This is a genomic window from Balneicella halophila, assembly GCF_003096835.1.
In the GTDB taxonomy this organism is placed as follows: Bacteria; Bacteroidota; Bacteroidia; order Bacteroidales; family Balneicellaceae; genus Balneicella; species Balneicella halophila.
Map to the genome: position 1 here is coordinate 49,535 of NZ_QENZ01000005.1, position 15,892 is coordinate 65,426.

11 protein-coding genes are annotated in these 15,892 nt (G+C 35.1%); 5 read left to right on the forward strand and 6 right to left on the reverse strand.

The window, feature by feature from the left end:
- Positions 1-108 precede the first annotated feature (108 nt).
- Together C7377_RS07300 and bioB are read left to right on the forward strand one after the other, a co-directional pair.
- Positions 109-2,175 (forward strand): TonB-dependent receptor plug domain-containing protein, encoded by a 2,067-nt coding sequence (locus C7377_RS07300; protein WP_116496699.1) that lies wholly within the window; start codon positions 109-111, stop codon positions 2,173-2,175.
- Positions 2,176-2,247: 72 nt separating this feature from the next.
- Entirely contained in the window at positions 2,248-3,222 is a 975-nt protein-coding gene (bioB, locus tag C7377_RS07305; protein WP_116496700.1) for a biotin synthase BioB, read from the forward strand.
- 111 nt (positions 3,223-3,333) lie between these two features.
- Here bioB and C7377_RS07310 read toward each other — a convergent pair whose 3' ends face one another.
- On the reverse strand, positions 3,334-4,275 hold the full coding sequence (locus C7377_RS07310) for a glycosyltransferase family protein (RefSeq protein ID WP_116496701.1): 942 nt from the start codon (positions 4,273-4,275) through the stop codon (positions 3,334-3,336).
- Positions 4,276-4,526: 251 nt separating this feature from the next.
- On the opposite strand from C7377_RS07310, the gene C7377_RS09590 reads away from it, so the two are divergent.
- The 3 genes from C7377_RS09590 to C7377_RS07320 all read left to right on the forward strand — a co-directional run bounded on the left by C7377_RS09590 (position 4,527) and on the right by C7377_RS07320 (position 6,991).
- Positions 4,527-5,099, forward strand: coding sequence for a glycosyltransferase family 2 protein (locus C7377_RS09590; RefSeq protein WP_207778454.1), 573 nt, complete (start codon positions 4,527-4,529; stop codon positions 5,097-5,099).
- An 87-nt stretch (positions 5,100-5,186) separates the two neighbouring features.
- Entirely contained in the window at positions 5,187-5,489 is a 303-nt protein-coding gene (locus tag C7377_RS09595) for a hypothetical protein (protein WP_207778455.1), read from the forward strand.
- 326 nt (positions 5,490-5,815) lie between these two features.
- Positions 5,816-6,991: a CD0519/CD1768 family membrane protein gene (locus C7377_RS07320; protein WP_116496702.1), complete on the forward strand. Its 1,176-nt coding sequence runs from the start codon at positions 5,816-5,818 to the stop codon at positions 6,989-6,991.
- 53 nt (positions 6,992-7,044) lie between these two features.
- On the opposite strand, the gene C7377_RS07325 is transcribed toward C7377_RS07320, so the two are convergent.
- The 5 genes from C7377_RS07325 to C7377_RS07345 all read right to left on the reverse strand — a co-directional run bounded on the left by C7377_RS07325 (position 7,045) and on the right by C7377_RS07345 (position 15,851).
- Positions 7,045-8,703 (reverse strand): nucleoside kinase, encoded by a 1,659-nt coding sequence (locus C7377_RS07325; RefSeq protein ID WP_116496703.1) that lies wholly within the window; start codon positions 8,701-8,703, stop codon positions 7,045-7,047.
- Between the two features lie 9 nt (positions 8,704-8,712).
- Positions 8,713-10,047, reverse strand: coding sequence for a serine hydrolase domain-containing protein (locus tag C7377_RS07330; protein WP_165806871.1), 1,335 nt, complete (start codon positions 10,045-10,047; stop codon positions 8,713-8,715).
- Positions 10,048-10,230: 183 nt separating this feature from the next.
- Complete coding sequence (uvrA, locus tag C7377_RS07335; RefSeq protein ID WP_116496705.1) at positions 10,231-13,056, reverse strand: excinuclease ABC subunit UvrA; 2,826 nt, start codon at positions 13,054-13,056, stop codon at positions 10,231-10,233.
- A gap of 6 nt (positions 13,057-13,062) precedes the next feature.
- Positions 13,063-14,025, reverse strand: a complete 963-nt coding sequence (locus C7377_RS07340) for a lytic transglycosylase domain-containing protein (protein ID WP_116496706.1) — start codon at positions 14,023-14,025, stop codon at positions 13,063-13,065.
- A gap of 110 nt (positions 14,026-14,135) precedes the next feature.
- Positions 14,136-15,851, reverse strand: a complete 1,716-nt coding sequence (locus C7377_RS07345; protein WP_116496707.1) for an AMP-binding protein — start codon at positions 15,849-15,851, stop codon at positions 14,136-14,138.
- Positions 15,852-15,892 lie beyond the last annotated feature (41 nt).

Sequence of the window (15,892 nt, forward strand, 5' to 3'; positions counted from 1 at the left end):
TATTCCCTCTTGGAGAAGGGAGATTGATTATTTTCCCTTTTATTTTTTCGTTCTTTATGATTATTATACCTTTGCGACGATTCAATAATTAACTAAAACAAATTTTTAATGAAAAATGCAACTAAACCAGTTGCAGTTGCTCATTTTAAAAGATGGAAAAACCAAGCTTGTGCTGTTTTTAACAGCTTAGGCAAAGAGGTTAAAGTAGGCGTATTACTTGTCGCTTATATGACTTCTTGTCCATCTACAGGTGTATTTGCCGAAGAGCCACAAAAGAAACTTCAACCAAAAGAAGATGAGGTTACTTTAGAAGAAGTGGTAGTAAGTGCACAGAGGAGTACTGCAACTTATGCAGACATTGCAAGAGTAGTGTCTGTAATCACAAAAACAGAGATTGAACAAGCAGGGGTACAAAGTATCAACGAGCTGTTAGAGTTCGCACTTAATGTAGATGTGCGACAGAGAGGACAGCACGGCATCCAAGCCGATATTACCATTCGCGGTGGCTCATTTGACCAAGTCTTGGTTTTACTCAACGGAGTCAACGTTTCCGACCCACAAACGGGTCATCTTAGTTTAAACCTTCCCGTATCTTTAGAGGCTATTGAGCGTGTAGAAGTCATCTCAGGTTCTACTTCTCGTATCTATGGACCTAATGCTTTTACAGGAGCAGTAAACTTCATCACAGGTAGTTATGAGGACAACGTCGCTATTGCTAAACTTGAAGGAGGGGAACATGGTTTATGGAATGGTAGTCTCACCACAACTTTACAAGGAAAGAATGCTCGTCATTTATTATCGTTAGGTTATAAAACCAGTGATGGCTATATCACTAATTCAGATTATAAAATGATGAATTCTTTTTATCAAGGACAATATCAAGCGAAAAAAGCAAAATACGATTTACAACTAGGACGTACATCACGAAATTTTGGAGCCAATACATTCTATACACCTAAATATCCTAATCAATATGAGGATGTACAAACCAATTTTATTTCAGCCAAAGCGACATTTGAAGGGAAGGTAAAGTTTACCCCAACGGTATATTACCGCCGACAAACTGACCGTTTTGAGTTGTATCGAGATATGAAAGATGCTCCGTCATGGTACAAAAAACATAATAATCACGTGACTGATGTGTATGGTCTAAATTTAAATGCTTCATTTAGTTGGGCATTAGGAAAAACAGCTATCGGTGGAGAATTTCGCAGTGAAAACGTACTGAGCAATGTACTTGGAAAGCCTCGTGACAAAAAACGCGTACATGGTGAGGCAAATGCGTTTTACGATAAAGAAGACGATAGAAATAACATCAGTTTATTCCTAGAACATACCATTGGACTTTGGAATGATAGATTTACAGCTACAGCAGGAGTAATGGCTAACTATAATGATTCGTTTGAGGATGAATTATCTTGGTTTCCGGGCGTAGATGTTAGTTTAAAGCTTACTGATAACTGGAAGCTATATGGTACAGCAAATAAAGCACTACGCTTACCTACATTTACTGACCTTTACTACAATAGTCCTACCCACAAAGGAAATATTGATTTAGTTCCTGAAGAGGCGACTTCTTATGAAGTAGGAATAAAATATTCCGGAAATGGAATACAAGCCCACGTAGCTTATTTCTTTAGAGCAGGTGAAAACCTGATTGATTGGACTAAAGAAAAAACTACAGATGATAAATGGGTTGCTCGAAACTTTACGGATATAGATATGTCCGGTTATGAAGCATCATTTAAGATGAGACCTTTTTTGTGGAATGAAAAATGGGATTTCTTACGAAGTATAAACTTAAGCTATAGTTTCACAGATGTTGATAATGTGGAATCCCAGCGTATTTCAGCCTATGTTTTAGACCACTTAAAACATAAATTTGATGGAGAAATTACTTTAGGCATTATGAAAAATTTATTTTTTACAACCCATGCTTCATGGCAAGATAGAGCTGGTTCTTTTGGATATTATGCCAATCCAAAAGCTACCTCAATAGAGAAAGAGTACGCTCCTTTTTGGTTGCTCAATAGCCGTTTGACTTGGCAAAAAGAAAACTACGAATTGTACCTGCAAGCTTCCAATCTCTTGGATAATGAATATTACGACATCGGAAATGTAGTACAACCGGGACGTTGGATTACTGCTGGCGCAAAAATCAAATTGTACTTGTAAGTCATATCATGCAAACAATGTCTCTCGCTCACAAAACACGGGTGAGAGCATTGTTTCTAAAATCATTATCTTATGAATGAAATACGTAACAATTGGACTGCCGAGGAGGTTGCTGAAATCTATAACTTGCCTCTACTTGATTTGGTTTTCAAAGCATCACAAGTGCATAGGAAATACCATAATCCACGAAAAATAAATATGAATACCCTGATTTCTGTACGGACAGGAGGTTGTTCTCAGGACTGTAAGTACTGTGCACAGTCGTCTTTTTATGATACAGAAGTGCAACGAGAAAGAATGACGCTAAAACAAGTGTTGCTTAATGCTAAGAGAGCGAAAGAAAATGGTGTGAAGCGTGTTTGTTTGAGTTCTTCAGGACGTGATGCTAATAATGATAAGCAGTTCGATGAAATAGCTGAAATGATTACGGAAGTGAAAAAGATGGGGTTGGAGGTTTGTTGTACCATGGGAATGCTCAATAAGGATAAAGCGAAACGATTGGCAGACTTGGGTATTGTAGCTGTAAATCACAACTTAGATACTTCAGAGTCGTATTATCCAGAGGTCACTACAACTCGAACCTATGCTGAAAGATTGGAGACTTTAGCAAATCTCCAAGAAGCTGGCGTTAACTATTGTTCCGGAGGTATTTTGGGTATGGGAGAGAGCGTAACAGACCGTGCTGAAATGCTCCGTACCTTAGCTAATCAAGATAAGCATCCTTATAATGTGCCAATTAATGCACTCGTACCTGTAGCAGGGACACCGTATGAAAATAATGGAGTCATAGATATATTCGAAATGGTGCGAGCTATAGCTACAGCTCGGATTCTCATGCCAAAAGCTGTGGTGGCATTTGCAGCTGGACGGACCCACTTTAGTAAAGAAGGACAAGCATTATGCTTTTTAGCTGGAGCCAATTCTATATTTTTTGGCAGTAAATTACTAACCGTTGATAATGTAACTATCAACGAAGACAAGTATTTACTCAATCTTCTCGGTTTGGAAACTACAAAATATGAGGAATTAACAACTGTGGACATCTAGCTTCAAAATTTTAGTCTTGAATTATATATAGATTCACTTTCGAATAGAGAATTTTTAAGTTGTGTATTCAGTAAAGAATACGCAACTTTTATTTAAAAAACAGATACTATTTTAGTTGTCTTGATATTCTAGAAATACGGTTGTGTAATTCTCAAAAACTGACGGTGCTATAAAAATTGTTTTGAAACGAGCTTCAAAAATAGTATTGTCTCTTATTACTTTATTCTTTGTTAATACTAATGCTTGTGGATGCAATTTGATGTACTGAATAAGTTCAGTTTCATCATTCATAACATGAAAGTTTCGTTGATAGTTTATATTAAATGCTGGGTCATAGGTTTTGTAGATAATTAAATTATTATTTTCTATTAATGAGCCAGCTTGTACTACTGGAGTAATTTGCGTTAATTTGGGATAAATAACATAGAATATAGATAAACCTATCATTATCCAAAGAATGGCTAAAGAAAATATCCATCTTAGGTTGTTTCTTTTAAGATATTGAAGCCAAATGTAAGCCAAAGCAACAAGTATTATTAAGAAATAAATGATAGATAAGTTGAATTGATAATCCTTTAATAGGGAATGATTAAATAAAACATACAATGCTACTGATACTGCTAAACTCACTAAAGTAATTAGTACTAAAGACAATGAATTGTACCAACTTTTCATATTTTGTTGGTAATTCATCTCATTTAAAAAATAGGCTATTAGAATAGCTAAAAAAGGCATTGCTGGAAGTGTGTAATTGGGTAGTTTGGTTCCAGAGATGCTAAAAAAAAGAATAATCACTGTACTAAGTACAAAACAGTAAGCTATTAAATCATTTTCTTTTCGAAATTTCCAACCCTGCCAAAGACTTTGTGGAATGAAAGTTCCAAAAGGGAAGAGTCCGAGCACAACAAATAACCATGTTATTATAAATAAGCCACCATGACCCTCCATCTCACTACTAAATCGGTTGATGTTATGCTTTATGAAAAAACCTTCAGTGTACGCTCCTTGAGTTTCGTAATGAATCCAAATAAACCAAGGTGTAGCTAATAACAAAACGAATAATCCTCCTAATATAGGTTTATAACTAAAGATAGAAAGTGATTACCCTGAAACATTTCTCTTGCTGCTTCAGCATTTTTTGCTTCATCTAAAATAGTAATAGGATAACCCCATATATTCGCAATGCATAATAATAAACTAACTACAAAACCAAATAAAGAGGTAACTTAAACTTAATAAACACGCGCATAATTTTAAGGTATATTTGAAAAGCTTTTATAGAGTACTAAATTACACTTTATCAAGTGAATTCAAACACTAGTCCATTTATATCTATTGTAATTCCTGTTTATAACGAAGAAGAAAATGTAAAATTGCTTTCAGAACGTATATCTGAAGCTATGAGCGACTTTAATTATGAATTAATCTTGGTAGATGACGGTTCTACTGATAGAACTAGGTCAAATATCAAAGTAATAGATAATCCGCATTTAATTCTAGTCGGACTGAAAAAAAATTACGGGCAAAGTTTAGCTCTAGCCGCTGGAATAGATTTAGCAAAGGGAGATTATATCGTTACGCTTGATGGAGATTTGCAAAATGATCCTAGAGATATCCCAATGATGATAGAAAGGATACAAAAGGGTGATTTTGATGTAGTAACAGGCATTAGACACAAAAGGAAAGATAAATTCTTGAAAACAATCCCTTCTAAAGTTGCAAACTTCATGGTTCGTAAAGCGACCAAAATGAATATTAAAGACAATGGTTGTGCATTAAAAGTGTTTAACAAAGAAACGGCTAAGGAATTAAATCTATACGGAGAAATGCACCGTTTTATTAATTTGTTAGCTTTTTTGAATGGTGCAAGAATTTAACAAGTTCCAGTTCGTCATCATGCTCGTCAATTTGGAAAATCAAAATATGGTTTAGGTAGAACGTTTAAAGTCATAAACGATTTAACTTTGATAATTTTTCTCAGGAAGTATTTGCAACGACCCGTTCATTTGTTCGGAAATGCAGGACTTATTGCATTATCCCTTGGGAGTTTAGTTATGCTATGGCTGCTGGTAGTGAAATATATCTTAGGAGAAGACATCGGTTCACGACCTCTTTTAATCATAGGAGTTATGTTACTTTTAGCAGGAATTCAACTTATTAGTGTAGGTATTGTTGCTGATTTATTAATGAAAACTTATTATGAATCTCAACATAAAAGGCCCTATGCTATCAGAAAAATTACAGAAATAAAAAAAAGAGTAGCCTAAAAATATCTTCATTTTAATTAATAATTTAAAGCTTCAAACCTTTGAGTTAACACAAAAATAGAATCTAAAATAAGGAATTCAATCAAATGAGATTTTAACTAGTAAATGCTAAACAAGTAGAGCAGATATTATTGTTAGTTTAGAATTTATTGAATTAAGACTCTCTATTCATTGAAAAAACTGCTGTAAAGCTAATTTTAAGCTATTCAATATAATCATTTGAAAACTTACATTTGCACTGCAAAATATAAAGAGTATGTCTAGTTATTATTCATACTATATTATAATGATTAGTGCATCCTTTAGCACGTTTAAACAGCCATGCTATGAAAATACCTCGCAAAAAGACTATTAGGCAATCAGATTTTTTATTGAAGAGACGTTATGAAGCTTTTGTTTTTTTAATATTGTTTTTTGGTTTTTTTGCTTACCTCAGTCATCATATGGGAATGAGTAATATGTTAAACACATTGATGAATACCGCTTGGGACTTACTTCTGAATACGGTTTTTTTCATTATGGGAATTACAGTGCTTTCTGGTGCCTTAGGTCGTTTATTTATTGAATTTGGTGTGGTTCGTCTTTTAGAGGTCATTTTAAAACCATTTATGAGACCTATTTTTAATCTTCCTGGTGTTGCTGCTCTTGCAGGATTGATGACGTTTTTCTCAGACAATCCCGCAATTATCAGTCTGGCAAATGATAAAAACTATAAAAGTTATTTTAAAGAATATGAGTTGATTTCACTGACGAATTTTGGGACTGCTTTTGGTATGGGGCTTATAGTGATAACTTTTATGTCTGGATTTGGCTATTTCAATGCCGCAATGGTGGGCTTAGCGGGGACAGTAGTGGGGGCTGCAGTTTCTACTCGGTTGATGCAATATTTAATTAAAGACAGGAAGGAAGTTGATACTGTAGTTGATGAAGAAGAGCAAGATGACGAAGTTGAAATATCATATAAAACAGAGGGTGGTGTATTTTTGCGCTTTCTCAACTCTATTTTAGATGGAGGGAAAGAAGGAGTAAATTTGGGTCTAGCAATTATTCCTGGAGTTTTAATTATTAGTTCTTTGGTAATGATTACCACATTTGGACCTAAAGATCCTACTATTGGGTATCAAGGATTAGCCTATGAAGGAGTGCCTGTATTGCCTGAAATTGCAGGAACTATTTGGTGGTTTTTTGAAGGTTTGTTTGGGTTTGAACAACCCGAATTGATTGCTTTTCCTATAACATCTTTAGGTGCTGTTGGTGCAGCTTTATCTTTAGTGAAAGCTTTCATGGCTGAAGGATATGTGGGAGCTAATGAAATTGCAGTTTTCACCGCGATGGGAATGTGTTGGAGTGGTTATTTGAGTACGCATACGGCTATGCTTGACTCGCTGAATTTTAGAAGTCTAACATCAAGAGCCCTACTTTCACATACAATAGGAGGTATAGCTGCAGGTACTTTTGCACATTGGCTCTATGTGTTACTCCATTATTGGAATTTCGTATAAATGGATAGAATTAAGAAGTCAAACATTCTAATTCACCAAATTCCGTCTAGTTTTTAATATTCAAAAGAGCTACCCCCGAGAAATTCTCGAAGTAGGGAAGTCGGAGGGATTTCATCTGCCAAAATAGGAACAAAAAAGCTGAAAAATTTCAATAGTCGCTGTGCCTCAGAGTATTCTTTACAATTTGAGGAGACTTCACGTAAAATAGGCTCTGCGTATTGTTTTAGAACACCTAACTCGTAGGGGAGAGCAGAATTAAACATAATATTAGCTTCATTCATATATGGGATAACGTGTTTCTTTTCGCCACGTCTCACGCTCTCCCAACGTGATATAGTGTCTTTGGCAGAATATCCACGATAATTATAATCTCTTATAATTCGGCGAATTAGTCTATTTTCAAAACTTGGAATACGGTTATCTCTATCGATATTAATAGATGCTAAAGCAGAAATATAAATTTTGTATTTTAATTTATCGTCAATAGCTTCAGTAAGGCGAGGATTCAATGCATGAATGCCCTCAATGATAATGACATTCTTCTTTGAGATACTTAAGGTTTCACCAGTGTACTGTCGTTTTCCTTCTTGGAAAGAAAAACGAGGAACTTGAATTTCTTTCTGTGCTATTAAATCTGTTAAATCCTGATTAAATTGTTTTAAATCAACGGCCTCTATAGTTTCAAAATCGTATTCGCCGTTCTCATCTTTAGGATTAAATTCCCGATCGACAAAATAATTATCTGTAGAAATATTGACGGGTCGTAAACCATTAGCACGTAGCTGTATGGACAATCTTTTGCTAAATGTTGTTTTTCCGGAAGACGATGGACCAGCTATAAGAATTAGCTTTGTTTTCTTTCTCAAATGATATATTTCATCAGCTATACGGGCAATTTTCTTTTCATGTAGAGCTTCAGATATTTTGATGAAGTCACTGATACTCCGGTTAATTACAGTATCATTAAGAGTACCAACATCAGTTACTCCTAATATTTTGCCCCATCGTTTAAACTCGTTGACTACAGCAAATTTTTGAGGCTGTTCTATAAATTCAGATGTTTCTTTAGGATTACTTGTTTTAGGAAGAAATAATAGCATACCCTTATAATGATGCACCAAATTGAATACTTTTACTGAGCCTGTAGAAGGTGCAAGGGCATTATAATAATAGTTGACTTCTCCGGCTAATGAATAAACAGAATTATAAAGATTGCCTCGTGTTTTCAAGATAGATACTTTGTCTAATAAACCTTGTTTTGCAAATAAGTCAATAGCTTTTTCAGTTTGTATTTCCTCGCGGATAATAGGTAAATCCTGATCAATAATAGCTTGCATTCGCAGTTTTATAGCAGCCACTTTTCCGTTATCTAAAACAAGTTGCTTGTTGGCAAAGCGACAATAGATACCATTATGAACACCATGTTCTACTTTTAACTTTTCTTTAGGATAAAGTTGACGTGCTGCCACATAGAGAATGAATGATAGTGTACGCTCATAAATATCCATCCCAATGGTCGAGCTAGCATCCAAAAACTTTAGTGTTTTAGGTTTGAAAACCTCGAAATCCATATTTTTTAAGGTATTGTTGACTAAGACTCCGATCACATTCATCTCAGGCACAATGTCTCTTGCGATATCAATAAGAGTCGTTCCCAGAGGAAATTCCTTCGTTATTCCGTTGTTTTTACAAAGTATTTTTATTTTTTTCATATATTATTTTTAATCATTAGGAGGTAAAGCATTCATAATCTCTTCCATTAAATTTTCATATCGTCCATGTTTGTAATTACTATAATCAGTTTCTCCTAAGCGAACTATAATTATATTTTTTATAGGGTCAATGTATAATATTTGATGCATAATTCCTAATGTTTGAAAACGTCCTGTCAGTACAGAGAGTTCCCATCTACATTCATTTATATCTGTCCAATTATAATGTTTTTGACAATATTTTATATATTTTTTATTTGTCCAGTCTTTTATACAACTTTTAAAAATATAATAGCTTGTATTATAGCGTTTGTTAGCATAGACATTTTCGTATCGTTTTAGAGCTTGTAAAGAGTCTGTAAAATAAGGAATTCCTTCTTCATCAGTTCCTGCTATAAACCCATTATACCACTGATAGTTGTAATTGTTATTTTTCGGATAATTTGTTAAGGTAGCGTCAATCCAATTTTCGGATACGATTTGTTGGTCTTTAAATTTCCCTTTATTAAGATATAGACGACCAATTTTTGCCAAATCAATTGCTGATAAATTCAATCCGCAATAAGATTTTGCAGAACGATGTCTTTTATCATCTAATGACCATGAACCTTTATTTTCCATTTGTAGAGGTTTCCATACTTTTTCTTCAAAATATTCTCCCAAATTTTTACCTGTAACTTTTTCAACCACTATTCCGAGCAAAGCTGTTTGAGCACTTTGGTATGTGTGATAAGTTCCCGGTTTGTGTGCAAACTTCATACGCTTCAATTTTCCTAATTGGTTTGTTCCGTAGTATAATCGAGCCATATCAGACAATGGACTGCTATAATTTTCATTAAAGTCTAACCCTGCCTGCATATTTAGAAGTTGCTTTATAGTAAGTTCATTAAATTCAGGGGCTTTGTTGCGTAATTCAGGAACATATTTTGTGATAGTATCATTTACACTTTCGATTAATCCTTCATCAATGGCAATGCCGACAAGTAGCGAAGTTACTGATTTTGAAATGGAAAATAAAGTTGTGTAGTCAGAGCGTTTATAGCCGTTGAAGTTGCCTTCATATAAAATGGTATCGTTTTGTATAACAATGAATTGGCTTGTTTTTGTTCCTTTAAGAAGTTCGTCTAATGTTTCTTTCTCACCCTTTGCATTTTTAAAGAGCATTGTATCTAAAAGATTTACCTTTTTAGGACAAAAAGAGTATTTCTTATTATTTTCTTTAAAATCGTAAGTTGGGAATACTTTATAATCGTCAATGTCAGCGTCCCAGTAAATGGCTTCTCTCGTAAGAATAGTACAAGAAGTTAGCACTAAAAGAGTAATTAAATAAGGTAATTTTTTCATAGTTTTCATATTCTTTTTTCTTCTTCAATAGTCCATAAAAATACTAAAAATGTAGTAGTAATGTTTTTTTCATTTTGTAGCGGTAGGTTTTCCCTATTTTGAGTCACATTACCACTTTCTGTTTCTATTATTTAATATTATTGACGGGCATTTCACTAAATACTAACACCTAAAAGCTAAAGCCTATTTAGAACCGTTCATGTATTTCCCCAAATGAAAACCTGTGTAAGAATCTTTTTTCTTTATAATCTCTTCCGGTGTGCCTTCAAAAAGGATTTGACCACCATCTTGACCACCTTCTGGTCCTATATCAATAATATGGTCAGCCATCTTTATGATGTCTAAGTTATGCTCTATAATAATCACTGTATTTCCTCGCTCCATGATTTTATCAATGACTTTTAGCAAGATACAAATATCTTCAAAATGTAAGCCTGTTGTGGGTTCATCAAGGATATAAAGCGTATTGCCGGTATCACGTTTTGCTAATTCTGTAGCTAATTTCACCCGCTGTGCTTCACCACCAGACAAAGTCGTAGAGGATTGCCCTAACGTAATATAACCTAGACCTACTTCTTCAAGTGTCTTTAGCTTATGATGTAGCTTGGGAATATTCTCAAAAAACTCTACCGCTTGTTCTATTGTCATCTCTAAAACATCACCTATAGATTTTCCTTTGTAACGAACTTCTAGGGTCTCTCTATTGTAGCGTTTTCCGTGGCAAACATCGCATGGCACATAAACATCAGGCAGGAAACTCATCTCTATCGTCCTAAGACCGGCACCTTGGCAAACTTCGCAACGACCGCCTTTTACGTTGAACGAAAAACGTCCTGCTTTATAGCCTCTAATTTTAGACTCGGGAAGTTGCTCGAATATTTTTCTAATATCAGTGAATATATTTGTGTAGGTCGCAGGATTGGAACGTGGGGTGCGACCAATGGGCGCTTGATTAACCTGGATTACTTTATTGATATTTTCAATTCCCTCAATTTTTTCATAGGGCATAGGATTGGTAATTGCTCGGTAAAAATGATGAGACAGAATAGGATAGAGTGTTTCATTGATTAATGTAGATTTTCCACTACCTGAAACACCGGTTACGCAAACTAATTTACCTAGCGGGATGCTCACAGATACATTTCTCAAATTATTACCAGTACAATTAATTAGGGTTATATTTTTCCCTGAACCTTCACGCCTTTCTTCTGGAACAGGTATATACCGCTCTCCTTTAAGATATTTAGTCGTTAATGTATCGTATTTTAAAAGCTCTTTATAACTTCCTTTAGCTACAACTTTTCCACCGTGTCTTCCTGCTCGTTCACCCATATCGATAATATAGTCAGCACTTTCCATCATTTCTTGGTCGTGCTCTACTACAATGACCGAATTTCCTTTATCTCTAAGCTGTAAAAGCGAATGTATCAATTTATCGTTATCTCTCTGGTGCAAGCCAATACTTGGTTCGTCTAATATATATAAAACATTTACCAATTGTGAGCCAATCTGCGTTGCTAGTCGAATACGCTGTGCTTCACCACCGGAGAGACTTGCTGAAGGTCTGTCAAGTGCCAAGTAATAAAGTCCAACATCAAGTAAGAAATCTAAACGGGTACTTATTTCTTTCAGAAGTTCTGTGGCAATTAACTTTTGTTTTTTTGTAAGATGTTTAGGTAACTCTTTAAGCCATTCTGCAAAAGCACCTAAATCTAATTGAGCAAGTTCCGAAATGTTTTTGTCATAAACCTTAAAATGTAATGACTCTTTCTTTAATCGCTGACCTTTACATTTAGGACAAACTTTATTTTCTACAAACTGTTCGACCCATTGTTGCGCTTTTTTTGAAGTTTTGTTAGAATTTTGACTTTTAATATAAGATATAATTCCATCAAAAGTTATCATATAGTTGGCTGAACTCCCAAGAGGGGTATTTTTCAATTTCAAAGGCTCTTGAGAGCCATTAAGAAGGACTTCGAGAGCTTCTTCTGATAATGATTCAATAGGGTCATCAATTGTGAAACCATATTTTTTCCCGATAGCTTCAAATTGCCAAAACAATAGTGCATTTTTGTATTTACCAACGGCTACAATTCCACCTTCTCTTATACTTAATTTTTTATTTGGAATAATTTTTTCTACTGCAATATCATCTACTCGACCTAAACCATTGCATCGGCTACAGGCACCTCTAGGCGAGTTGAATGAAAAGGAGTGGGGTGCTGGGTCTGCATAAGCGATTCCTGTCGTTGGGCACATCAGCGAACGACTGTAAAAGCGAGGTTGCTCACCTTCTTTATCTAGTGCCATCATTACACCCTTTCCCTGTTTCAATGCTGTTTTGACAGAGCTTTTTAATCTATCGTGCTTCTCGTTTGTAATCTTCAATTTATCAACTAGCAGCTCGATATCATGAGTCTTGTATCTGTCAAGTTTCATTGCAGGTAAAAGTTCAACAATCTCACCATCTATACGAGCATGCAGAAATCCTTGCTTACGAAACTGTTCAAAAAGTTCACGATAATGTCCTTTTCGACCTTTTACTATAGGACTTAATAAATAAACAGGTTTACCCTCAAAATCCTTAATAATCATATCAATGATTTGCTCTTCAGTTTGCTTTACCATCGGTTCGCCAGTTTTGTAGGAATAGGCGATTCCAGCACGTGCATAGAGCAATCGCAGGAAATCATAAAGCTCAGTTACAGTACCTACTGTAGAGCGCGGATTTTTATTCGTTGTTTTCTGTTCAATAGCTATAACAGGACTTAAACCTGTTATTTTATCGACATCAGGGCGTTCTAGTCCGCCTAGAAACTGTCTTGCGTAAGCGGAAAAGGTTTCGATGTACCGACGTTGTCCTTCTGCATATATTGTATCAAATGCAAGTGAAGACTTTCCACTGCCACTAAGTCCTGTAATTACAGTGAGTGCATTGTGCGGTATTCGCACATCGATATTACGAAGATTATGTTCTCTCGCCCCAAATACTTCAATCCAATCTTGCATTGTCTTTTAATTATTATATGTTGAATAGTCGAAGTCAGCCCATCCATCAGCTGGCACTTCAAAATAATAAGTCTTTTTATTTTTATTCTTTAGGTAACTCTGTCTCAACCAAGGATTGAATTCCTTTAAGATAGGGTAATTAATTCCATTTCGCTTAGCCCAAATAGCCAAATCTTCTATTTCAGAATCTACAACTATTCTTTTGGTTGGTATAGGTTGATACAAATCATTAGGATGGAATTTAAATCCATATTTACCTGGATTCTCCAATATCGTTTTTAATGCTAAAATTCGGTAAATGTATCTTCCCGTTTCTGGGTTTAACCGTAAATCATAATAGTTAGAGGCATTTTGCCGTTTCATCTGTCTGCTTATCCCTGCAAAACCCGCATTGTATGCAGCAGCAGCTAAAGTCCAGCTACCTAAATCAGCTTTCCCTTTTTTTAGGTAATCGCATGCGGCGCGTGTAGCTTTCTCAATATGATAACGTTCATCTACTTCACTGTTAACTTCCAATCCATATTCACGACCAGTTGATTTCATAAATTGCCATAGTCCAGCAGCACCAGCAGGTGAAACAATCGTAGGGATCAATCCGCTTTCAATAATGGCTATATACTTGATATCGTCGGGCATTCCTTCCTCTCTAAGAATTTTTTCTATTAAAGGTATAAAACGGGCAGAACGCTTAATTAGAAGCAATGTTTGTGATTGCCAGTAGGTGTTCACTAATAATTCTCTATCTAAAGCTTCTTTCACATACCAACGATTTAGTGGAGCACTTTCACCAGCAAAATCTACAGGCGATGGTACTTCAAGAGCATAGACATTATAGTTTTGCATATATTCGCTACTGCTTGATGAGGAAACTAGTTGATTGTTGTCATTTACAGCGCTGTTAAAAATAAACAAAACACTGCCTAATAGCAATATAAGTAATGATATGCTAATGATTTTATTATATTTCATAAGGTCATCTTATTAGTCCGAAACAATTTACAAATATAATCAAAAGAAAAATGATTGCCTTCCATATTTATAAGGAAAACAATCATCTTTTATTTGAAGGACTTCAGAAATTATTCCTTGTCTTTTTTGTATAAAAATCGTTTAATTTTTTGCGTAGGAGTCTTTTCAAAAGGATCATGTTGCAATACCATCTTTTGAATTTGTGAAAACTTATTCAGTTCGTTATTGACCTTGACTTTCATTTCTTGCAAAATTTCTTGAGATTTTTCCTCAAGATACTGTTTGGCGTCATCTTTCTTCTGAATAGCATCTGTTTTGAATGTTGACATGTTCGACTGAATACGCTTAACTCGTTTTTCAAGTTCATCCATATTCAAGTGTACCATTGCCACTAACTTACCGCCAATCTGTGTAACTAATGATTCTGAAACTAATTCATCTTTGTTGATGATTGATTCGATTTCTTCTGGATAAATATTTTCTCCGCTAGCACCTACAAGCATTGTTTTTATACGTCCCTTAATGTATAGATTGCCTTTTTTATCAAGGAGTCCGAGGTCTCCAGTACGCAACCATCCATCTTCAGTAAAGACTTCTCTAGTGGCTTCAGGATTTTTATAATATCCTTGCATGACATTGTCGCCTTTCACTTGAATCTCACCAGTTTCTGCATTAGGATTCTCTTTTGCAATTCGAACCTTCAAACCTCTTACAGGTTCGCCTGTAGATCCTAATTTTGTTTTTCCAACTCCTGCTCCAGCAATTAGAGGGGAGGTCTCCGTCATTCCGTAGCCTATAGAGTAAGGAAATTTGCTGTCCAGAAGAAATTGTTCCACTGTGGGGTCTAGTTTAGAGCCACCAATACCAAAGAATTTTAAATTACCGCCAAACGCCTCATAAATTTTCTTCCCAGCGACTTTATTGAGCAAACGTCTCCCGATAGGTAGTTTATATGCCCACCTTGTCAGGAATTTGTTGTTTATCCCCGGCAATACCTTCGACTTATAGATTTTTTCCATTATTAAAGGTACTGTAAGCATGAAATCAGGGCGAATTTTTTTCATAGCTGGAAGTAAAACTGATGGAGTAGGTAGTTTTTCCAAATAATATGTTGAAGCACCTGCAACTGTAGCAAACATCATCCCGACAGTATTCTCATATGTATGTGATAATGGTAAAACAGACAGAAAACAATCATTCTCTGTAATTTCTTGAACATCGCGTCCTTGATAAACGTTGTAAAGAATATTCTTATGTGTCAACATTACGCCTTTGGAAGTACCTGTAGTACCTGAGGTATAAATGATTGTCAATAAATCATCTTCTTCCACATCAGCATATTGATAGCCCTCTGCTGAAACTATGGCATCTGGAATATTAGTAAAGTTTTCAATAGAAGTGTTGTTCGGAATTTGAGCTAAGCCATCCATTCTAAAAGTATATTCCAAACTCTCAATCTTTGCATCCTGCACTTTAGGATAGAGTTTGGAAGAAACAAAAATAGCTTTGATACCAGAATGCTGAAGTATAGATTCAATTTCTTTATCAGTAAAGTCTGGCAATATAGGAACTGAAACAGCACCTAGGGTCGCTATCGCGAAATAGCTGGCTACCCAGCTTGGTGAATTTGCACCAAGAATAGCAATTTTATCACCTTTTTGTATTCCTTTTTCTTGTAGTATATTTCCTATTCTCGCTATTTCTTCTTGTAAATCTCTGTAAGTATTTTGTTTCCCATTTACAAAAGAAAATCCTTTTTGATCTATAAATTTATCAAAAACTTCGTCCAATAAAGACGGTACTGTTTGTTTAGTAAGTTCTATCATAACAACATATTACCTTTCAGAAAGTATGCCAAAAGTACAAA